The sequence below is a fragment of the Pedobacter sp. KLB.chiD genome (genome assembly GCF_047040275.1).
GTDB lineage: Bacteria > Bacteroidota > Bacteroidia > Sphingobacteriales > Sphingobacteriaceae > Pedobacter.
Map to the genome: position 1 here is coordinate 2,085,795 of NZ_CP178207.1, position 20,163 is coordinate 2,105,957.

Annotated in this window: 21 protein-coding genes; 14 read left to right on the forward strand and 7 right to left on the reverse strand. The window is 37.3% G+C overall.

Features of this window, described 5'->3' with window-relative positions:
• Positions 1–47: 47 nt before the first annotated feature.
• The 4 genes from ACK1I8_RS08420 to ACK1I8_RS08435 all read left to right on the forward strand — a co-directional run bounded on the left by ACK1I8_RS08420 (position 48) and on the right by ACK1I8_RS08435 (position 4,639).
• Positions 48–2,261, forward strand: a complete 2,214-nt coding sequence (locus ACK1I8_RS08420; protein ID WP_412468888.1) for an ATP-binding protein — start codon at positions 48–50, stop codon at positions 2,259–2,261.
• On the forward strand, positions 2,262–2,681 hold the full coding sequence (locus tag ACK1I8_RS08425) for a response regulator (protein ID WP_412468889.1): 420 nt from the start codon (positions 2,262–2,264) through the stop codon (positions 2,679–2,681).
• A 265-nt stretch (positions 2,682–2,946) separates the two neighbouring features.
• On the forward strand, positions 2,947–3,126 hold the full coding sequence (locus ACK1I8_RS08430) for a hypothetical protein (protein ID WP_056096518.1): 180 nt from the start codon (positions 2,947–2,949) through the stop codon (positions 3,124–3,126).
• A gap of 583 nt (positions 3,127–3,709) precedes the next feature.
• Positions 3,710–4,639, forward strand: a complete 930-nt coding sequence (locus ACK1I8_RS08435; RefSeq protein ID WP_412468890.1) for a helix-turn-helix transcriptional regulator — start codon at positions 3,710–3,712, stop codon at positions 4,637–4,639.
• A 21-nt stretch (positions 4,640–4,660) separates the two neighbouring features.
• Here ACK1I8_RS08435 and ACK1I8_RS08440 read toward each other — a convergent pair whose 3' ends face one another.
• Both ACK1I8_RS08440 and ACK1I8_RS08445 read right to left on the reverse strand, forming a co-directional pair.
• Positions 4,661–5,335, reverse strand: coding sequence for a substrate-binding domain-containing protein (locus tag ACK1I8_RS08440; protein WP_412468891.1), 675 nt, complete (start codon positions 5,333–5,335; stop codon positions 4,661–4,663).
• Between the two features lie 14 nt (positions 5,336–5,349).
• Positions 5,350–5,676: a LacI family DNA-binding transcriptional regulator gene (locus ACK1I8_RS08445; RefSeq protein ID WP_412468892.1), complete on the reverse strand. Its 327-nt coding sequence runs from the start codon at positions 5,674–5,676 to the stop codon at positions 5,350–5,352.
• A 213-nt stretch (positions 5,677–5,889) separates the two neighbouring features.
• Here ACK1I8_RS08445 and ACK1I8_RS08450 point away from each other — a divergent pair, with 213 nt between their 5' ends.
• From ACK1I8_RS08450 to ACK1I8_RS08485, 8 genes are all read left to right on the forward strand, one after another.
• Complete coding sequence (locus ACK1I8_RS08450) at positions 5,890–6,984, forward strand: MBL fold metallo-hydrolase (RefSeq protein ID WP_412468893.1); 1,095 nt, start codon at positions 5,890–5,892, stop codon at positions 6,982–6,984.
• A gap of 51 nt (positions 6,985–7,035) precedes the next feature.
• A complete protein-coding gene (locus ACK1I8_RS08455; protein ID WP_412468894.1) occupies positions 7,036–7,398 on the forward strand; it encodes a hypothetical protein in 363 nt (120 codons plus the stop codon).
• Positions 7,399–7,451: 53 nt separating this feature from the next.
• Entirely contained in the window at positions 7,452–8,234 is a 783-nt protein-coding gene (locus ACK1I8_RS08460) for a hypothetical protein (protein WP_412468895.1), read from the forward strand.
• Entirely contained in the window at positions 8,234–9,148 is a 915-nt protein-coding gene (gene miaA, locus ACK1I8_RS08465) for a tRNA (adenosine(37)-N6)-dimethylallyltransferase MiaA (protein ID WP_412468896.1), read from the forward strand. The genes ACK1I8_RS08460 and miaA overlap by 1 nt, the downstream gene beginning before the upstream one ends.
• 133 nt (positions 9,149–9,281) lie before the next feature.
• Positions 9,282–9,788: a hypothetical protein gene (locus tag ACK1I8_RS08470; protein ID WP_412468897.1), complete on the forward strand. Its 507-nt coding sequence runs from the start codon at positions 9,282–9,284 to the stop codon at positions 9,786–9,788.
• A 149-nt stretch (positions 9,789–9,937) separates the two neighbouring features.
• The gene (locus tag ACK1I8_RS08475; protein ID WP_412468898.1) at positions 9,938–10,486 is read left to right on the forward strand and encodes a hypothetical protein; all 549 of its coding nucleotides are present in this window, start codon (positions 9,938–9,940) and stop codon (positions 10,484–10,486) included.
• Positions 10,487–10,582: 96 nt separating this feature from the next.
• Positions 10,583–11,113 carry a DUF3347 domain-containing protein gene (locus ACK1I8_RS08480; RefSeq protein WP_412468899.1) on the forward strand — a complete coding sequence of 177 codons (531 nt, stop codon included), beginning with the start codon at positions 10,583–10,585 and terminating at the stop codon, positions 11,111–11,113.
• 134 nt (positions 11,114–11,247) lie between these two features.
• A complete protein-coding gene (locus ACK1I8_RS08485) occupies positions 11,248–12,537 on the forward strand; it encodes a citrate synthase (RefSeq protein WP_412468900.1) in 1,290 nt (429 codons plus the stop codon).
• A gap of 206 nt (positions 12,538–12,743) precedes the next feature.
• Here the strand turns inward: ACK1I8_RS08485 and ACK1I8_RS08490 are convergent, their stop codons facing one another.
• From ACK1I8_RS08490 to ACK1I8_RS08510, 5 genes are all read right to left on the reverse strand, one after another.
• Complete coding sequence (locus tag ACK1I8_RS08490) at positions 12,744–13,865, reverse strand: DUF3667 domain-containing protein (protein ID WP_412468901.1); 1,122 nt, start codon at positions 13,863–13,865, stop codon at positions 12,744–12,746.
• Between the two features lie 17 nt (positions 13,866–13,882).
• The gene (locus tag ACK1I8_RS08495) at positions 13,883–15,262 is read right to left on the reverse strand and encodes a nucleoside permease (RefSeq protein ID WP_412468902.1); all 1,380 of its coding nucleotides are present in this window, start codon (positions 15,260–15,262) and stop codon (positions 13,883–13,885) included.
• Between the two features lie 187 nt (positions 15,263–15,449).
• Positions 15,450–16,064, reverse strand: a complete 615-nt coding sequence (locus ACK1I8_RS08500) for a bifunctional nuclease domain-containing protein (RefSeq protein WP_412468903.1) — start codon at positions 16,062–16,064, stop codon at positions 15,450–15,452.
• A 101-nt stretch (positions 16,065–16,165) separates the two neighbouring features.
• Complete coding sequence (locus tag ACK1I8_RS08505) at positions 16,166–17,134, reverse strand: electron transfer flavoprotein subunit alpha/FixB family protein (protein WP_412468904.1); 969 nt, start codon at positions 17,132–17,134, stop codon at positions 16,166–16,168.
• Positions 17,135–17,222: 88 nt separating this feature from the next.
• A complete protein-coding gene (locus tag ACK1I8_RS08510) occupies positions 17,223–17,960 on the reverse strand; it encodes an electron transfer flavoprotein subunit beta/FixA family protein (RefSeq protein WP_412468905.1) in 738 nt (245 codons plus the stop codon).
• Between the two features lie 130 nt (positions 17,961–18,090).
• Here ACK1I8_RS08510 and ACK1I8_RS08515 point away from each other — a divergent pair, with 130 nt between their 5' ends.
• The gene (locus ACK1I8_RS08515; protein ID WP_412468906.1) at positions 18,091–18,426 is read left to right on the forward strand and encodes a tetratricopeptide repeat protein; all 336 of its coding nucleotides are present in this window, start codon (positions 18,091–18,093) and stop codon (positions 18,424–18,426) included.
• Between the two features lie 35 nt (positions 18,427–18,461).
• Complete coding sequence (chrA, locus tag ACK1I8_RS08520; RefSeq protein WP_412468907.1) at positions 18,462–19,679, forward strand: chromate efflux transporter; 1,218 nt, start codon at positions 18,462–18,464, stop codon at positions 19,677–19,679.
• Positions 19,680–20,163 lie beyond the last annotated feature (484 nt).

Below are 20,163 nucleotides of genomic sequence, written 5' to 3' on the forward strand. Positions count from 1 at the left end.
TTATATTTGTTAATTTGCGAGATTAAATATGCTGCAATATAATACACATGACTAAATTTTCTGTAGACCTAACCAATTGTGATCAAGAGCCTATCCATATACCGGGCAAAATTCAGTCACATGGTTTTCTAGTAGCTGTAGATAAAAACAGCTCAACCATTTCCTATATTAGTGAAAATACAGGAGATTTTTTAAAAGAACAGACCAAAAGCTTATTAAATAAACCACTCTCTACACTAAATAATTTAATCAAACAACCAGATTCTGCTCTTTACATTGAAGATTTGCTAAAGCTCGGTATCATCCGTAAAAGTTTCGATACCATGAGTCCACATCCGTTGGAAATTAACGGTAGTCCGTTTTACCTTATTATTTCTTCATCAAAAAACGATTGGTTATTAGAATTCGAACCTGTAACACTACAGTTTGATATTCAAAGTTCCATAGGCCGTTCAGCCTCGTCTATGCTTCAGGGAAAAAACATTTCGTCATTGTTAAAGGGTGCAGCGAAAGAGGTAAAAAGGCTGATCAATTACGACCGTATCATGGTTTACAAATTTTTAGAAGATGGCCATGGCGAGGTTGTAGCAGAAGAAAAAGAAACAGATTTAGAGGCCTTTTTGGGCTTACACTATCCTGCATCCGATATTCCAAAGCAGGCCAGAGAACTTTATAAACTAAATTTAACCAGATTAATTGCAGATGTAAACATAGCTGATTCGAAGGTGATAACATATAAGGAGAATGAAGCGCTTGATTTAACAAACGGAGGTTTACGTGCTGTATCACCTATCCATATCCAATATTTAAAAAATATGGGAGTCCACTCCAGTTTTAGTATCTCCTTAATTTCTCACGGTGAGCTTTGGGGCCTGATTGCCTGTCATAATTATAGCCCTAAATTTATAGATTATAAAGCAAGAGAAGGCGCTAAATTAATCGGACAGATTCTTTCATCAGCACTTGAATATCGCCAGGAAGAAGAAGATGCTAAGGTTATTGAACAATTTAAAAACACAGCAACTATACTTTCTGAACATTTAAACCGTGATAAATATTTAATACAGGCAATAACTACCCACAAACGAACTATCCTGAATGCAACCAGCGCTACCGGCGTGGCTGTCATTTTTGAAAACGAACTCAAAACCATTGGAAATGTACCATCAGAAGAAGATATCAGGCAACTTGCCGAATGGTTAAAGGCAAATAATGATGAGTCAGTTTACTATACCCACCGATTGCCTGAAATCTATTCTCCGGCCCGAAAATATAAAACAATTGCTTCTGGTATTCTTTCTTGTGTGATCAATAAAGAAATGGGCGAAATGATCATCTGGTTTAAACCCGAAATGATTACCAAGGTAAACTGGGCCGGAAATCCCGATAAACCGGTAGTTTCAGCTGAAAACGGGTTGATGACTCTATCTCCACGTAAATCTTTTGAGATCTGGTCGGAAGTTGTTAATAATACTTCTGAAAAATGGATGGCTGAAGAAATTGCCTCCGTATTAAGGATACGGGAAATTATCATCACCGATATTAATAAAAAAGCAAACGAAATCAGATTGCTAAATGAAAAACTTCAGGCCGCTTATGAAGAACTGGATACGTTTAGCTATACCATATCGCACGATTTAAGAACACCACTTACCTCAATCAAAACCTACGCAGAGCTGATGGCTAAAAACAAAAGCATAGATGAGGGCGGTAAGAAAATGTTAAACAGGATTTTGGTAGGTGCCGATAAAATGAACTTGTTGATTAAGGAGATTTTAAATTTAGCAAGAGTTGGCCGTTCTGAAATTAATTTCGAAACAGTTGATATAGCTTCCTTATTAAAAGACATCACAACCGAAATATGGGCAGCATATAAAGCCGAGCATATTACGCTGATTTTAGGACAACTTCCCAATATCAAGGGAGATAAAATTATGATTACTCAGGTGTTTACCAACCTGATCGGAAATGCTGTAAAATATTCGGCAATGGTTAACAAACCCAAGGTTGAAGTTTCTGCGTATATAGAAGGAGGAGAAATTATCTATTCGGTTAAAGATAATGGTATAGGAATTGATAACCGTTATTACGACAGGGTATTTGAGCTATTTAAGCGTATGGATAATGTGAAGGACATTGAAGGATCTGGAGTGGGACTTGCTATCGTAAAGAGGATTGTAGAGAAACATCATGGCAGAGTTTGGTTCGAAAGTACGTTAAATGCAGGATCGACTTTTTTTGTCGCTTTTAAAAACAGATAAATGAAAACACCAGATATATTTTACGTAGAGGACGACATAGACTATGCATTTTTTATGCAGAGTGCGGTAAAGGAGGTTAAGGATAACCTTAATCTGGCCATAGTTGAAGATGGGGTAGAAGCATTGAAAAAACTCCAGCATTTTGCAGAAAACAAAACGAAACCAAAATTAATCTTGCTAGATCTGAATTTACCTGGCTTATCCGGCCTGGATTTATTAAAATTTATACGGGATATCCCTTATCTGAAAACCATACCCGTAATCCTATTTTCTACATCGGATAATCCCGAAGATGTAAAAGCATCTATAGAATTTGGCGCCAATGCCTACCTAACCAAGCCTGATGGCTACGAGAACCTGCTTAAATGTGTACATTCCGTACACGACTTTTGGTTTAATCAACATTTGAAATTAAATTAAAATTTAATAAAAATATGGATAGATCCGGCTTTAAATGCTAAATCTTTTCTAGCTGTTCAGGGATTTTGAACAAATTACATGAGTAATCTTATTTTATCATCAAATTGCAAAAAATTGCGTTGCAATAAGTGCCAGGGCGTTTTTTCGATTGTGAAAATGTGCAAAACTTCTTGTAAATAAATATTTGCTTTCTGTTGTTAATTCGAGGTAAATATGTATTATTGAAAAAAATAAATTTTTTAAACCTTTAAAACATCAATTAGCGATGGAAAAATTCTCAAAAGTTAAAGCTGCTGTTGCTGCTATTGAAGCAGATGTAGAAAAATTTTATAACGCTGGCAACGCAGCTGCTGGTACTCGTGTGCGTAAAGCAATGCAAGATCTTAAAGTTTTAGCACAAGAAATCCGTGCAGAAGTAACTGAAAAGAAAAACTCTGGAAAATAATATTTCGCGAGTATGAAACAAAAAGGGTTCTGGTATGCCGGAGCCCTTTTTGCGTTTATGAACGATTTGTCTTGCGGGGTAAAAAGGGAAGTGTGATAGTGAAAACTCGTAAGCTTCCGGAATGTCATGCGTAATTTATTTCACGGTCTCTTTAACTACATCGCGATCTCCATTTCGCTCAAAATGACTATCGTTTGTTATCAAGCCTTGTAGGTCTGCGGCACACAACAGCCCTTAAAATGATAAAGCTCCCCATCGCGGGGAGCATCTATCCAACTAACAAAACATATTTTAATAGGCATAAGTCTTAGCCGAAATTGATCCTCTGTGAATCAGGTGCATTCATAACGGGATTACCACATCTACTCCCTATCTGTTGATTTATCAAATCCTGATAGCATTACTTACGAGCTTAATCAACCGCTGTAGCTATAACCACTATAATCTCCTTATATATAGATTATCAATTCAATATTCAAATTTATTTAGACTAATTATAAATAATTATGCAAATTTGCAAATAATCATAAGAGTCAAATAACGGTAACAGGATAATTAATACCGCTAAACGGATTAACTTTATATGGAAATTAAACTTTCAACCTATCAGCACACGACGCTTATTGATGAGCAAACGTACCCCGAAAATTTCAACGGGGTTGAAGATATAGAAGAGAGAGTAACGAAATTTGCTACAGATCAGGTCAGTTTACAGGTTATTCAGTTTTTTTTTAGTGGCATTCACATCGCAATTGCAGCAATTGATCCTCAAAGGGAAGAGTGTTTTTGCTTTAAATCTTCTCAACAACATATTGCCTTTTTATTTTGCCTGAGCGGTGCAGTCAGCTATTGTAACAATCAACAATGTGATTTTTTATCACTGTTTCAAAACCAGCAGGACCTCAACATCGGCAGGGTGAATTTAATCAGTTTTAATGCAAAAGAAAAAACCAGATTTGTTTATATCCGGCTCACAGAACGGTATTTTGCTCAGGTAACAGGCAAAAACTTTATGGACAATACAGTGCTAACTCAGAAATCAATTGGTCCTGAAACCAGGCTGGTATTGCAGCAAATTATCCGGCCCAAATACGAGGGTAGAGTCAAACGTTTATTTCTGGAAGCCAGGATATTTGACTTGATCATTGCTTATTTTAACCAAAAACCGGAGAAACAGACACGCATACTAAAAAAGGATGATGCAGAAAAAATTCTTTTGGCTAAGAGACTGGTAGAATATGATTTGCAACATCCTAATTCATTATTGGAATTATCGCGCAAAGCGGGGATTAATGATTACAAGCTTAAAATAGGCTTTAAGGAACTTACCGGATATACCGTATTTGGGTATCTATCTAAAATCAGAATGGAAAAGGCCCATTATCTTCTCTCCAAAGAAAAGAAAAGGGTAAATGAAGTTTCCTTTTTGGTGGGCTATAAAAATCCGCAACATTTTATTACTGCTTTTAAAAAGCAATATCAGATTTTACCGGGAAGTTTAAATAAAAGTTAAAAACTCGGCACAAACGTTTGTTTATTCATTTGTGTCATTTATAATCAGATCGGCATCTACAATTGTATGGTAGTAGGCCTGGTTTTCAGCATTGGGACGTTGAATAAGATCCAATAAGATATTAACGGCCTTTTGTCCCTGCAGATATGGATATTGCTCTACCGAGGCTACCGGTGGGTGATCTAAATAACTGATAATCGGTAGATTAGCATAACTCAATATATCAAAACTGTTAATTACATTTAGCTTCTTGAAGTATTTAATCAGAAAAAGCGCCACATAATCATTAAAAGCGACAATTGCCGTTGGCTTTCTTTTATGGTTTAAAAACTTTTCAGCAGCATCCAAGGTACCTTGTTCGGTTAAATCGCAATTGATCACCAGTGAAGGATCAAACTTTAAGCGGTTAAAAGTAATCGCCTGTTTATAGCCCTCCTTACGCTCCTCACTCGCATACAAAGTTTTGGGGCCATTGATCATCCCGATACTTCGGTGTCCTCTTTTTAAAAGATAGTTCAGGGCTTTAACCGTTGCACTTTCCAGGCTACTAGCAACGTAATGTACGTTCCTAAACGGTGGAATCCGGTCAAAAAATACAACCGGTATATTAAACGAATTTAGTTTTTCGAAATGATCAAATTTAAAGGTGTCTTTACTGATGGATACCAATAAACCATCAACACGCTGATTTTTCATTTTCTCGACAAGCGTTACTTCCTGCTCATAACGATCGTGCGATTGGGCAAAATTACCGTATAATTTTTCTTGATCGCCTCATCTTCGATTGCAGAAATAGCGATGGAAAAAAAATATTCTGATAGCTCCGGTAAGATTACGCCAATAGTATATGTTTTTCCCTTTTGAAAAAGAATGGCAGCCTTGTTAGGCTCGTAATTTAGCGACTTCGCCAGTTGTTTAATTTTCTCCCTTGTAATTGCCCCAATGCTCGGATGATCGTGCAGTCCTCTTGAAACACTGGACGGAGAAATGTTTAAGATTCTGGCTATTTCTTTGATGGTTGTTGGTTTCGACTGCATGATGCCTGATAAACTACTACATTAAATTGCTTCAATACCTAATAATACAAAATTAATCAAACGTTTGTACTGTTTTACGCAATCTTTGTAAAGCTTTTATCGGTAAATAACAGGAGGCATTCGTAATTTAAGATGTAATCAACAGGTCATATAAACAGAACCGACTTCATTTTTAAAATGATATTCATATTTTGGTTGCTCAGAATTCTAAAAATGATCTTCTTATACGTTTTATCTGTTATCGTCACCATATTCCTTATAATCATCAACCTACCGGTTTTTGGTCGTTTGCCAGGAGGATTAAGGTTGGAAAAAATCCGCAGTCAGAATAACTACCGGAATGGCGCACTGCAAAACCTTTCGGTAACGCCGATGCAGCCAGAAGGTGTAAGCTTTTTCAAAATTTTAAATGCTTTCTTTTTCGAAAAGCATTCCAATAAAGTGCCAGGTAAGGCGCTACCAGCTATTTTGCCTAATGTAAATGGTAGTACTAAGGGCAATTTGCCTGAAATTATCTGGTTTGGGCATTCATCTTACCTGATTAAAATAAATGGTTTAAGGGTACTGGTTGATCCCATATTTAGTAAAACGCCTTCTCCATTTTCATTTATCGGGAGTAAGGCTTTTTTAGGTACCGACGTGGTAAAGGCTGAAGAATTTGAAAATATTGATGTCCTCATCATTACCCACGATCATTATGATCATTTGGATTATGAGAGTATCTTAAAAATTTCGCCACAGGTGAAAAGCATTGTAACCTCTCTTGGAGTTGGTTCACATCTGGAGCGGTGGAAAATCAAGAAAGAAAAGATAAATGAACTGAACTGGAATGAGTCAATAACATTGTTTAACAATCTCCATTTAACAGCTGTTCCGGCCAGGCACTTTACAGGGAGAAAGTTTAAAAGAAATCAAACGCTTTGGTCGGCCTTTGTATTGAAAACGGCAAATTTCCGACTTTTTTTAGGTGGCGATTCGGGTTATGACACACATTTTGCCAAAATAGGCGAGGAGCATGGGCCTTTTGATTTAGCCTTGCTCGAGTGCGGACAGTACAATGCTTACTGGCCATACATCCATATGTTTCCGGAAGAAACGGTCCAGGCTGCAATCGATTTAAAAGCAAAATTTTTAATGCCTGTACACTGGGGGAAATTTAGCCTGGCGATGCACCCCTGGAATGAGCCAATTGAACGCGTCGTCTCCGCTGCAGTAGCCAGACAACTCCTTCTGGTTACCCCAAAATTGGGCGAAACCATTATTTTAACTGAATATATGCCAAATGAAAATTGGTGGCTTAACGAATAAAAATTAAACAATAACTGTACTGCGGTGTTTAATGCTAAAATCAAATGCTATATGAAAACTGATCTTGTAGAAATTTTTCAGACTATCAGAGCCGGATTACAGCCCTATGCCACTCAAGGATATACGGTACATGAAAATTCCGAAAACGGATATGATCTGTTTAGTGAAAAAAATATCGAACTGGATGGAGAAAAAATAACCGAGCGCTTTTTTGCAGGTGTTTATATTAATGGAGATGCTGTTGAAGTCAAAGTAAATACAGAAGATTTTTCTACAGAAAACCATAATTTAAGTGATTTTGGCCATCACCAAGCGGGCTTAAAAATTTCGGCCCTTGATGATACTAAATTAAAAGAAGTAGAAACCTTAGTAGAGATTGTCCACGCAAACTTTAAAGAAAAAGAATGGATTTAACCATCTGATGGTTAAATTTGCGATAGATATTTTTCTGAACAAGATCCTACTGATTGAATAATTTAACTTTTGACGATAACTGGCACCACCAACTAAGTTTGGCACTTGCTGATCACAAAATCGGGTGCTTTTTTTTTACAGAAGGTAGATTTCAATTACTGCGGATTGATCATCAGGTTATCCTGCACCTGGTCTGCCTGAAAAACAGCTTTATTCCACAAGACCTTATTGATCTGCAGGAGCGTTATTATCGACAAGGTATTAGACTTATTCACCTTTGGGAAGATCTCTGGTTATCAAAATCAGACCAGGTTTTATCAAGAATAAAATCTTTGCTGGGTAGAAATACCCGCATTCACGGTAGGAAAACTAAAATCGCAAAGATTACTAAACCAGTTGCTGATTCTTTTTTAGCCGAAAATCATTTGCAGGGTGCGGTAACCAGCCGTTACAAAATTGGCTTATTTGAAAAAGATCAGCTTGTAGCCCTTGCTACTTTTTCGGCATTGCGCAAGATGAACTATACCGAAAATTATAAATCTGCAGAATTGATCAGGTTTGCCGTTAAAGCAGGTTACTCCATTACAGGTGGATTAAGTAAACTCATTTCATTCTTTGCCGCAACCTATCAACCTAACGACCTCATGACTTATGCTGACCGCGACTGGTCAGCAGGAGAGGCCTATATCAAATTAGGTTTCAGGCAAACGGCAATTTTGGAACCGCAGATCTACAACCTGGATGAAAATCTAAATCGTCGGCTCAAAAAAGATGAGCAAACTTTTGTGCAGAACGTGTTTAATACCGGAAGTTTAAAATATATTCTTCAATTTTAATGGATCAGCATAATCTCATCATCATTTTAGGGGCAACTGCCTCAGGTAAAACCAAGCTGGCCGTAAGTGTAGCTGACGCTTTAAATGGAGAAATTATTAGTGCCGATAGCCGTCAGGTATTTAAACGAATGGATATTGGCACGGGTAAAGATCTGCAGGACTATCATATTAACGGCAAGACAATTCCACATCATTTAATCGATATTTTATCACCCGGCGAACGTTATCATGTAGATGCTTTCAAAAATGATTTCTATCAGGCCTTTGCATCCATCACGCAAAAAAAAAGCATGCCTATCCTTTGCGGTGGAACGGGAATGTATATCCATAGCCTTTTGCAAAACCAAACTTATACTGCTGTTCCCGTCAATCAACCATTGAGAGATTTATTGGATTTATTATCAAAGGAAGAGTTGATCTTAAAATTGCAGCAGGATAAATTTCAAAAAAAAGATCATGTTGATCTATCATCTAAAAAAAGATTGATTCGCGCGTTGGAGATTGCAGATTATTTGAAGCATCATACACTGGAAGCTGTTGACCGGCCGGCCCTCAAACCGGTTATTTTCGGATTGAAGAACGAAATTGAAACAACCAGGGCCAAAATTCTAGGCAGACTGAACGAAAGGTTCAAAGATGGTTTAATAGAAGAAGTAGAACAATTAATAAAAGAAGGGATTAGCAAGGAAATTTTAATCTTCTACGGACTGGAATATAAATTTATCGTGAATTACCTTGATGGATTATTAAGTTTTGAGGAATTAAAATTAAAACTCGGTACCGCCATTTGCCAGTATGCAAAAAGACAAAACACCTTTTTTAGAAAAATGGAAAAAGACAATATAGAGATTATCTGGCTCGACGCGGCTGCACCAACCAACCTGTTAAAACAACTGATACTTGATAAAGTTTAAGTTAATCGGAAATCTACACAATTAGATCATTTTAAACTATTTTACACCCTAAATCACTACAAAAATGCCCCTTTGGCACAACCTTTGTGTTTATTGATTCATATTATTTTAACTCAAAAACAATATCTTAAACATGAAAACAATTACAAAAATTATTGCTACATCAGCAGCTGTTGTGGCTCTATTTTTTTCTACTAATGCAAATGCACAAAGTTCAGCAAGAAATTTAGGTATCGGTTTAAATGTTGGCGCAGGAACAACAACCGGATATGGTTTAGTACTAGGAGGTGATATTAGATATCAATTTAATGTAGATAAACAATTATCAATTCCTGTAACCGCCGGTTACAATAACTTTTCTCTTAAAGATTCATACGGAGGTGGAAGCTTTGGTGTAATTCCGGTAAAAGCTGGTGCTAAATATTTCTTTAACGATTCGGGTTCCGGTGCTTATGGCTTAGCAGAACTAGGTGCTGGTTTTGGTACAAAATCTGGCAGTGGTACTTCATTTGTTTATTCACCAGCAATTGGATACTCTTGGGCTAACGGTTTAGATTTAGCAGCAAAATACGAAGGTTACTCCAATAATGGTAGCATAGGTTTCGCAGGTATTCGCCTGGCTTACGGATTTAGTTTGTAAGATCATCAACCGCATAAAAAAAGCCCCGGCAAATGCCGGGGCTTTTTTTATTTACGATTATTTCTGAAAAAAATGAAAATATTAAATCCGGATGAAATCATATTACGTATATCTACCAAAACCTTAGTATTAACTTAATTTTATCTAATATGAAAACGATTACTAAAATTTTCGCAACAGCAGCTACTGCGGTTGCCGTGTTTGCAACTACTACATTAAATGCGCAAACCATGACAGAAACTGATCCAAATCCGGCTCCGAAAGGGATGGCTTTCAAAGTAGGGGTTGGTGTTAACGGTGGACTCTTTCGTGATCAATCACCAATGGACTATGCTTATGGTGCTGATTTAAAATTGCAATGGGATCTTTCGCCATATGTTGCCGTTACCGCGTCAGGTGGTTATACTAAACTAATGGCAAAAAATAACGCCATTGACGTTGATTTTATTCCGGCCAAAGGTGGTGTTAAAGTATTCCCGATTAAAAGAATGTATTTGGCAACTGAGGCGGGAGCAGGCTTTGCCATTAAAGATGGTGGTAAAACGAACTTTATTTATTCTGGTGGCCTTGGATATGAGTTCGGTGGTTTCGATGCAGGAGTAAGATATGAAGGTTATGTGAATGATAGTTCATCAGCAACCTATTTCAGAAAAACAGGTCAGTATGCATTGAGACTAGCATACAATTTCAAATTATAATTCAAACATCATATAATTTTAGAGTCCCGATGAAAATTGGGACTTTTTTATTTATTTACCATTTTAATTGCTATTTTGAGCGGAAAACCAAATACCATGAAAAGAATATTCGGAATAGCCACATTGACTATTTTATTGGCCTGTAACCAGGCGGATAAAAAATCTCCCGAAACTAAAGATACTGCTCAAACGAATACCGTATCGGCGAAAAATGAGATTTCTATAAAAGACGAAAGGAAACTGGCCATATTTACAAATTATGTAGATTTAAAAAATGCACTGGTAAAATCTGATGCCGCAAATGCACAAAAAACTGCTGCCGTATTAAAAAGCAGTTTAGCTGCCTACGAGGGCTGTGAGCCAACGGCAGAAATTGCGCAAAAAATTGCATCAAGCAATAACCTGGTTGTGCAACGAAAAGACTTTACAGCTTTAAGTGCTGATATCATCGCTTTGTTAAAAAATACTGAAATAGAAAAAGGTACGATCTATGTTCAACATTGCCCAATGGCAAATAAAGGAGATGGAGGCGATTGGCTATCAATCGAAAAGGAAATTAAAAACCCTTATTATGGGAACGAGATGTTAGAATGCGGAAGGGTTGCCGAAGAGATTAAAGCAAAATAAAGGTGCTAATATGGCTTAAATTAAGCATGATTGTTACGTCATTTTGACCAATTATTCATATTAATTTAACAGATTTGTTATGCATGTATATTAATTTTATATAATTTAGAAAGCTATAAACACAATACAATAATATGTCAGATATTGCAGAGATAAAAGTTGATGGTAAGACAGTAGAATTGCCAGTAATAACAGGAACAGAAGATGAAAAGGCCATTGATATTTCTAAATTAAGAGATTTAACGGGCTTCGTAACTTTAGATACTGGTTTTAAAAATACTGGTTCTACAAAAAGTAAAATCACTTTTTTAGATGGTGAAAAAGGCATTTTAAAATATAGGGGATATGCTATTGAAGAACTTGCCGCAAAATCAAGTTTTTTGGAAGTGATTTATCTGATTATTTATGGTGATCTTCCAACACAATCCCAATTAGAGGAACTTCAGGCCGAAATCAGCAAACATACACTCATCCACGAGGATATGAAGAAGTTTTTTGATGGTTATCCGTCAAGATCGCATCCTATGGGACAATTGGGTTCGTTGATTTTTTCTCTATCTACATTCTATCCGGAATGCTTAAAACCAAATCAAACTGCAGAGGAGCAAAATTTAACCATTATCAAACTCCTGGCTAAATTTCCAACTATTGTTTCTTTCGTTTATAAAAAATCATTAGGTCACCCGCTTATTTATCCAAAAAATAAATATGATTACGTAACTAATTTCCTTTGGATGACCTTTGGACAGCGAACTGAAGATTATGATGTGAACCCGATTGTGGTTAATGCCATGAATAAATTGCTGATTCTGCATGCAGACCATGAGCAAAACTGTTCGGCTTCTACTGTTCGTATCGTAGGCTCATCTGATTGCAACTTATATGCTTCGGTTGCTGCTGGTATTGCGGCTTTGTGGGGACCATTGCATGGCGGTGCTAACCAGGCTGTGATTGATATGCTTGAGTTGATTAAAGCTGACGGTGGTGATACGGAGAAATGGATTGCAAAAGCGAAAGACAAAAACGATCCGTTCCGCATGATGGGCTTTGGTCACAGGGTTTACAAGAACTTCGATCCAAGAGCTAAAATTATTAAAAAAGCTTGCGATGATATTTTAGAGAACCTGGGCATTGATGATCCGATTTTGGAAATCGCTAAAAAACTGGAAGAAGCAGCGTTAACCGACCAATATTTCATCGACCGTAAATTATATCCGAATGTAGATTTTTATTCAGGTATTATTTACCGCGCATTAGGCTTCCCGTCAGAAATGTTTACCGTGCTGTTTGCTTTAGGCCGTTTACCAGGATGGATTGCACAATGGAAAGAAATGCACGAAAATAAAGAACCTATTGGTCGTCCACGTCAGATTTATGTTGGCGAAACCGACAGGGAATTTGTTGAACTTAAAGACAGAAAATAATTTTCACAGCCATAAAAAAAACCACCCAAAATCCGGGTGGTTTTTTTTTATGAATTCAATTTTTTATTAAATTCTGTCATTATCGCGAAGCTTCTCGTGTTCCGTCATTTCGAGCGAAGTGCAACGAAGTCGAGAAATCTGTCTTGATAACACTTTTGATTAGATCTCTCCGTTTCGCTGCGCTTCAATCGAGATGACGTAATATTCTAAATAGCTACGTAATAAATTAAATTGATCATCACCAATTCAGTGAGCTTGAATGCTACAGCATACAAAATCAAGATCCAAAATATTTTAAAAATGGTGCTCCAGGTTTTTCGTTGATAGAATACGGTGAGTGCTTTGAACATATACCAGAACAGATATACCGTAACTCCAATTTCAATAATACTACTCAACAAAGAATCTTCTCCGAACACATGTTTCATGATGGGCTGGGTGAAAATGGAGACAATAAAATAAACCATCATACCATGAATGGTGAAAATCAGGTGATCTAAATAATAGATGTGGTTTTTCCTGAAATTGAGCATAATAAACCAGGCCAATAACGGCATCAATAAAAAATATTGTTTTGGCCGGTTATGTTCGAGGGTTTCCTGGATCACTTCCGATTTTTCTCCAATGGTAATGGCTCTCTTTTTGATCAATCTATCATACCAGCTATCCTGTTCTGCAAGAGGCAATTTCTTCTGGCGTGCCAGGTAAGCGGCATAGGTACTATCATTTCTCCCGATATGGATTTCATTATATTCATCAATAACATCGGAGAGGGAATCGGATTTCAGTTTAGCATTTTCTGCCTTAAGCCTGTTTAATTCCTTCTCTTGCTCGGCAAAGCCAAGTTTTATAAATTCTTTTCTCCTAATTGCTTCATTAATTGATTTTGTTGCTTTATTGGCAATTTCTTTAGATATACCCGTAAGCTTTAATGCTTTATTCACACTGTCAGAAACATCCGCACCTTTTTTTTCTTCGATACCGATATGACCATCATCCGGATCTTTTTCTACATGTTTTGGTGAGTATACTACCAAAAAATACACGATGGAAACAAAAATGTACATGCTCACCGGATTAATATACCGGGCTCTTTTTCCTGCCAGATAATCGAGTGTAACTTTACCTGGTTTGGTTAGGAGAGGGGTCAGCGTTTGAAAAAACTTATTGTCGAAATGAAAATAATGGGCTACGCTATGGCTGATAAATGCCCAGAAACTTTCTTTTAACTCTAAATTTGGCTGACCGCAATCGCTGCAATAATGTTTCTCAACATGAGCACCGCAGTTTAAACAGTTGTGTTCTTTTCTATATTTACCGGCTGACATAAGAGATTAATCGCGAATTATAAATGGTTAATGACTTCGAGTTCTGCCCGGGTATGTTTATGTTTAAAAGTAACAACAAAGACAATGGCAATAATGAGCACATAGATGGTAAAGGTTAACCAGATGTTATGCCAGTCTTTTACATCAAGGGCTCTGCTCAGTTCCCCGTTAGGTAATACATCAATGCCTTTATCTTTAAGAAATTTTAGCAGATGTACATTGTCTTCTTTACTTTTTACATATTTGGAAAGCGAACCGATAGTATGGTAATATGTGGTAAAGAAACGGCTAATCATCCAGCCTGAAACCAAACTGCCAAACACGGCACCAAAGCCATTGGTCATCATCATAAACAAACCCTGTGCAGAAGAGCGGATTTTTGGCGCGGTAGAGGTTTCTACAAACAGTGATCCCGAAATATTGAAGAAATCGAATGCCATGCCGTACACTATGCACGAAATGATAATCATCCAGAGATTGGTTGATGGATCACCATAGGCAAATAAACCAAAACGCAGCACCCACGCAAACATGGCAATGGCAATAACCCATTTAATTCCAAATCTTTTCAGAAAGAAAGGAATAGCCAGGATAAAAAGTGTTTCTGAAACCTGAGAAATCGATAAAATGATAGTAGAATATTTAATGACAAATGATTCGGCAAAAACCGGGAATAATTTAAATTCATCCAGGAAAACATCACCGTAAGCATTAGTTAACTGCAATGCAGCTCCTAAAAACATCGAAAAGATAAAAAACAGCGCCATTTTGTAGTCGGCAAAAAGCTTGAAAGATTCAAGTCCGAGTTTTTGCGCAAATGTTTTTTTGTCGCTGATTAAGTTTAACGGCTTACAAGCAGGTAATGTAAAAGAATATAAACCCAACAATGAGGCACTTATACCTGCAATATAAAACTGATTGGCGCTGGCCTTATTACCCGTTAAATTGGTAATCCACATGGCGGCAATAAACCCAATGGTACCCCAAACCCTAATAGGCGGAAAGTCTTTTATTACATCAAAATTGCCGTTTTTTAAAGTGGTATAACTGATCGAATTGCTCAGGGCTATGGTTGGCATATAAAAACACATGGCTACCAATATTACCCAGAAAAAAGTATGCGGATCATTTACCTGTGGCAGATAAAACATCGTTGCGGCATAAAGGAGATGCAAAATGGCATAAAGTTTTTCTGCATTGATCCACTTATCAGCCAGAATACCGGTAATGGTAGGCATAAACAGCGATGCAATGCCCATAGTAGAGAAAATGATTCCAAAATCTGCACCATCCCATTGTTTGGTTCCAAACCAATAATTTGCTATTGTAATTAACCAGGCCGCCCATACAAAAAATTGCATGAAGCTCATTATCGTTAAGCGAAACTTAACATTCATAATAATAGTTTAGTTTGAATGATTGAAAGTAAAAGCTGAATATAGAACTATTTTAAATGATAATCCAAAATGAACCTAAATTATTTTAAACAATCTGGTTCATTTTAGAATTTAGCTTTTTATAATTGGGATTTACGAAAAAATTGGAATAGATTTGAACAGAAAATCATTTTTGATATGCCCGATACTACGATTTATTGCGTTTATTCAATTCGTCCCTCAATCTAGCGGCCTTTTCATAAGCTTCTTCAGCAATGGCTTCCTGCAATTTTTGCTGAAGTTCTTCTAATGTTAAATCACCAAAACCCTGTTGCTGGCTTGAATTTGATAGATGATCTTTATCATGTTCTTTGGCAATAGAGTCCATATTCTCAAGGAAAAGAAAGTCGTTGCCTTCTATCACGATCCCTGCAGAAGCCAAAATAAATTCATAAGTGTAAATCATGGCATTAAACCGGACGGCCAAAGCAATGGCATCGGATGTTCTGGCATCAACTTCATGGGTATTTTTACCATCAGTACAGATCAATTTTGCATAAAAAACACCATCAACTAAATTGTAGATGATAATCTCCTTGATATCGATATGAAAAGTATCAGCCATTGATTTGAACAAATCATGGGTTAATGGCCTGCTAGGAGTCATTTTCTCGATTTCTATCGCTATAGCCTGCGCTTCAAATGCGCCAATAATAATCGGCAGGCGCCGGCGTCCGTTTACTTCTCCTAAAACAAGGGCATAAGCACCAGATTGAGTCTGGCTGTAAGATAAACCTACAATATCTAATTTAACTTTTTTCATATTTGTGGTAAGACCTCATAGGTTTAATTCGGAATATTTACGTTTTTAACGGCCTCATTGAGGGCTACGCCGTTTTAAAAACCTATAAGGTCTATAAGATACTATCCCTTATGTGCTTTTAATGCTTCAATTAATTTCGGTACAACCTCAAAAGCATCGCCTACGATACCATAATCAGCCACTTTGAAGAAAGGTGCTTCCGGATCTTTATTGATCACCACAATCACTTTTGATGAACTCACACCCGCCAGATGCTGGATAGCGCCAGAAATACCGATAGCGATATAAAGGTTAGGACTAATTGCAATACCAGTTTGACCAACGTGTTCTGAATGCGGCCTCCAGTCTGCATCTGACACCGGTTTGGAACATGCTGTTGCGGCACCCAATAAACCAGCCAATTCTTCAATCATTCCCCAGTTTTCAGGTCCTTTTAAACCTCTACCAGCTGAAACGACCAGTTCTGCATCAGGTAAAGACACTTTATCGGTTGCCCTAACAATCTCTTTTATTACCGTTCCTAAATCCGACTGTTTAACATCTGCAGTAAAGGTTTCAATTGCAGCATCGGCAGCATTTTCTTTAACACCAAATGCATTAGGATTTAAAGCGATTACTTTATTAGCAGATGTTAACTCGGTAATTGCAAATGCTTTACCAGAGAAAGCGGTTTTCTTAACCGAAAACTTTCCATCAGTACTTGGTAATTCTACTGCACCATCAGCCAAACCTGCTTTAAGTTTTACTGCAATACGCGGTGCCAAACCTTTACCAGAGAAAGAGTTAGACAATACAATAATATCAGCACCTTCTTTTTCGGCAGCTGAAGCGATAACACTGGCGTAAGCCTGATTTACAAAGGTTTTTAATTGATCGGCACTTACGTTTAAGACTTTTGATGCACCATATTTCCCCAATTCCTTTAATTCACTCTCGGCAACATCTCCAATAGAAATTGCAGTTAAATTGGTTGATTGTTGATCGGCAATGGCTTTGGCATAAGAAACGGCTTCAAAAACAGATTTCTTAAATTTTCCTTCAGCGTGTTCTACATATACTAATACTGACATATTTATCCTGAACCCCCTTAGAGGGGACTTTATTTTAATGAAATATTCTATTTATTATCTCTTTATAAACTGGCAACCTGCCAATTGACTAAATTACTTTAGCTTCGCTATGTAAAAGGTTTATTAATGATTCTGTTTGATCAGCAGGGATTAACTTTACCGTCCCACGCGGAGCTGGGGTTTCATATCTGATTACTTTAGTTACCTGTTCAGAATCAACCGCATCCACCACATTCAACGGTTTGGTCCTGGCGCTCATAATGCCACGCATATTTGGAATTTTAGGTTCTGCAACCCCCTCTGCACAGCTGGCAATAAATTTGCCCGAAACGGTTAAAACCTCTTTACCGCCTTCAATTTCACGTTCAATTGTTGCCGTATCGCCATCAATATCCAATTTTTTGATAATTGATACCGAAGGAATATCTAAAAATTCGCCAACCATCGCGGCAACCTGATTACCATTATAATCGATTGATTCGCGACCTGTTAAAATGAGATTAAAATCTTTATCTTTTGCATATGCTGCTATCTGTTTAGCCACAAAATAAGCATCTCTGGGCGCTGCATTTACGCGAACCGCATCATCGGCACCAATGGCGAGAGCTTTTCTGATAGTTGGATCATTAGCTGCTTCGCCAACATTGATCACAGTTACCGTTCCTTTCCCACCTTCGGTTAACTCAATTGCACGCGATAACGCAATTTCATCGTAAGGGTTAACAATATATTGAACTCCTGACGTATTGAATTCGGTATTATCATTAGTAAAAGTTATTTTTGTCGTCGTGTCTGGCACGTTACTGATACAAACTAATATTTTCATATGTTAATAGTGGTTTTATTGTTATGAACGATCTCAAACTAAAATTGTTTAGCAATTGACCAGTCCATATACGATATGATTATTATATAAGGTCTTTCTGCAAATTTAATTAAAAAAGCAAGGAAATAAAATGTCATCTACCCGTTTAAGTAAGTTATTGGAATTTTTAGAAAGTGATCCTAACGATCCATTTATATTATATGCCTTAGCCACAGAGTATAACGCTCAAAATGATAAAGAAAAAGCCTATTCTTTTTACCTTCAGTTAACCGATAAACATCCTGATTATGTAGGAACCTACTATCATTTAGGCAAGTTACTGGAAAGAGATCATCAAAAAGAGAAAGCAATCGAAATTTACCAAAAGGGGATGCAAATAGCTCGAAACAAAAGAGATATGCATGCTTTTTCAGAATTACAGGGTGCGTATAATACCGCTGCCGGATTAGATTATGAAGATGACTAGGTCATTTTTCAGTTCACCATTATCAATTTAAATTAATGCAAAACAAACCTATCGCTGCCAAAAAGCAGTGGCTGTTTATCCGGAATGTTATCTTTTTTACCTTCACTTCTTTTGGTGGGGCACAGGCGCATCTGTCTTTATTGCTTAAATATTTTGTTCAGAGTGCCAAATTTATCTCAGAAGAGGAACTTTTAGAGTTAAATGCACTGGCACAGGTACTCCCTGGTCCGTCATCAACACAAACCTTGGTTGGAATAGCCTGGAAAGTGGGAAGGCTTAAACTGGCCATTATTACTTTCCTAATCTGGATCTTACCTACCGCAACGATCATGACTTTTGCAGCAATTAGTTATGCTCTACTTGATCAAAAAGAAAAGTTTAGCTATGTTTTAGAATATATCCAGCCCATAGCGCTGGGTATTGTAGCTTATGGCGCATGGAAACTGGGCAAAAAGGTTTTGTCCTCACAGGTTTCTATATTTTTGGCCATTGCCTCGATTATTGCCACATTGGTTTTAAGAAATGCCTATGTATTTCCATTGTCGATATTAATCGGCGGCATGATCTCTTCCGCGATTGAAACGCCAAAAGAGGAAACAGAGCTAAGGGTTAAACTGTTTTCAAATATCAATCCCCGAAAACTGGTTTACTTCCTCGGTGCTTTGCTGTTGTTTGCATTGGTAGGGGCCATTATAAACAGAACTTCTCCTTTTAGTTTACCGATCCGTTTACTGGAAAACTTTTACCGTAACGGAATATTGGTTTTTGGAGGAGGGCAGGTGCTTGTTCCCTTAATGTTTACCGAATTTGTAGAGATGAAACAGTACCTGCCTTCATCTGGCTTTTTGTCTGGTTTTGCGCTGCAGCAAGCCTTACCTGGTCCAACATTTTCTTTTACCAGCTATTTGGGCGCATTAAGCATGAAGAATTTTGGATATGGCTTATGGGGGCAGATTTTAGGAGGATTGATCGGCGTAATCGGGATTAATTTGCCTGGCCTTATCCTTGTTTTATTTATTGTTCCCTTTTGGGACGATCTGAAAAAAATCTCCAGAATCCGACATAGCCTTTCAGGAATCAATGCCGTTAGTGTTGGATTTATTATTGCCGCTTTCATACTGTTGTTGATACCCATGGGCTTTAACTGGCTGTTTTTAGGCATTATGCTTACTACGTTCCTATTGCTTAATTTCACTAAGGTAAGCCCGCCAATTATAGTATTGGCTGGAATCCTGGTTGGGTATTTACTTTAGTACCAGTGGATAGATTACTGATTGGCCCTATAAAAAAGGATTTAGAATTTGGAAAGCAGGTACAGTACACCATGGGTTAATGTGCTCCCGCTATCACTGCTGCTCCGATGAAGGATCGGGAGCATTCGTTTTATCAGGTTTAAATCGGTTAATGCTCTGCTATCAGGCCGGTTTTCGCGCCATTGACCATTATTTGGCCTTTTATTATAACTGAAATACTTTTTGCTATGCTCTATGTAGTTTATTGCAGAAAAAAAACATGAATGACAGGGGAGTTTAGATGAATTGACACATTATGTGGGGTCGTCATTCCCAACCTGATCCGATAGCTATCGGATGGGAACCACGGAGTGCCCATCGAAGATAATCTTAATGCCATAAGCCTAAAGATTAAGATTCCCGCCTACGCAGAAATAAAGATCAATCTATTGAAGTCTGTCGCCCAAGAGTAATAATTATCTCACAAAAATCATAGGTGTGACAT

Bases quoted from the DNA above. Each gene is read 5' to 3' on its own strand.
- ACK1I8_RS08455 (WP_412468894.1), top strand. From the start codon at position 7,036: ATGAAAACTGATCTTGTAGAAATTTTTCAGACTATCAGAGCCGGATTA.
- ACK1I8_RS08480 (WP_412468899.1), top strand. From the start codon at position 10,583: ATGAAAAGAATATTCGGAATAGCCACATTGACTATTTTATTGGCCTGT.
- ACK1I8_RS08515 (WP_412468906.1), top strand. From the start codon at position 18,091: ATGTCATCTACCCGTTTAAGTAAGTTATTGGAATTTTTAGAAAGTGAT.
- ACK1I8_RS08440 (WP_412468891.1), bottom strand. From the start codon at position 5,335: ATGAAAAATCAGCGTGTTGATGGTTTATTGGTATCCATCAGTAAAGAC.
- ACK1I8_RS08510 (WP_412468905.1), bottom strand. From the start codon at position 17,960: ATGAAAATATTAGTTTGTATCAGTAACGTGCCAGACACGACGACAAAA.
- miaA (WP_412468896.1), top strand. From the start codon at position 8,234: ATGGATCAGCATAATCTCATCATCATTTTAGGGGCAACTGCCTCAGGT.
- ACK1I8_RS08495 (WP_412468902.1), bottom strand. From the start codon at position 15,262: ATGAATGTTAAGTTTCGCTTAACGATAATGAGCTTCATGCAATTTTTT.
- ACK1I8_RS08470 (WP_412468897.1), top strand. From the start codon at position 9,282: ATGAAAACAATTACAAAAATTATTGCTACATCAGCAGCTGTTGTGGCT.
- ACK1I8_RS08475 (WP_412468898.1), top strand. From the start codon at position 9,938: ATGAAAACGATTACTAAAATTTTCGCAACAGCAGCTACTGCGGTTGCC.
- ACK1I8_RS08425 (WP_412468889.1), top strand. From the start codon at position 2,262: ATGAAAACACCAGATATATTTTACGTAGAGGACGACATAGACTATGCA.
- chrA (WP_412468907.1), top strand. From the start codon at position 18,462: ATGCAAAACAAACCTATCGCTGCCAAAAAGCAGTGGCTGTTTATCCGG.
- ACK1I8_RS08485 (WP_412468900.1), top strand. From the start codon at position 11,248: ATGTCAGATATTGCAGAGATAAAAGTTGATGGTAAGACAGTAGAATTG.
- ACK1I8_RS08490 (WP_412468901.1), bottom strand. From the start codon at position 13,865: ATGTCAGCCGGTAAATATAGAAAAGAACACAACTGTTTAAACTGCGGT.
- ACK1I8_RS08450 (WP_412468893.1), top strand. From the start codon at position 5,890: ATGATCTTCTTATACGTTTTATCTGTTATCGTCACCATATTCCTTATA.
- ACK1I8_RS08435 (WP_412468890.1), top strand. From the start codon at position 3,710: ATGGAAATTAAACTTTCAACCTATCAGCACACGACGCTTATTGATGAG.
- ACK1I8_RS08505 (WP_412468904.1), bottom strand. From the start codon at position 17,134: ATGTCAGTATTAGTATATGTAGAACACGCTGAAGGAAAATTTAAGAAA.
- ACK1I8_RS08445 (WP_412468892.1), bottom strand. From the start codon at position 5,676: ATGCAGTCGAAACCAACAACCATCAAAGAAATAGCCAGAATCTTAAAC.
- ACK1I8_RS08430 (WP_056096518.1), top strand. From the start codon at position 2,947: ATGGAAAAATTCTCAAAAGTTAAAGCTGCTGTTGCTGCTATTGAAGCA.
- ACK1I8_RS08500 (WP_412468903.1), bottom strand. From the start codon at position 16,064: ATGAAAAAAGTTAAATTAGATATTGTAGGTTTATCTTACAGCCAGACT.
- ACK1I8_RS08420 (WP_412468888.1), top strand. From the start codon at position 48: ATGACTAAATTTTCTGTAGACCTAACCAATTGTGATCAAGAGCCTATC.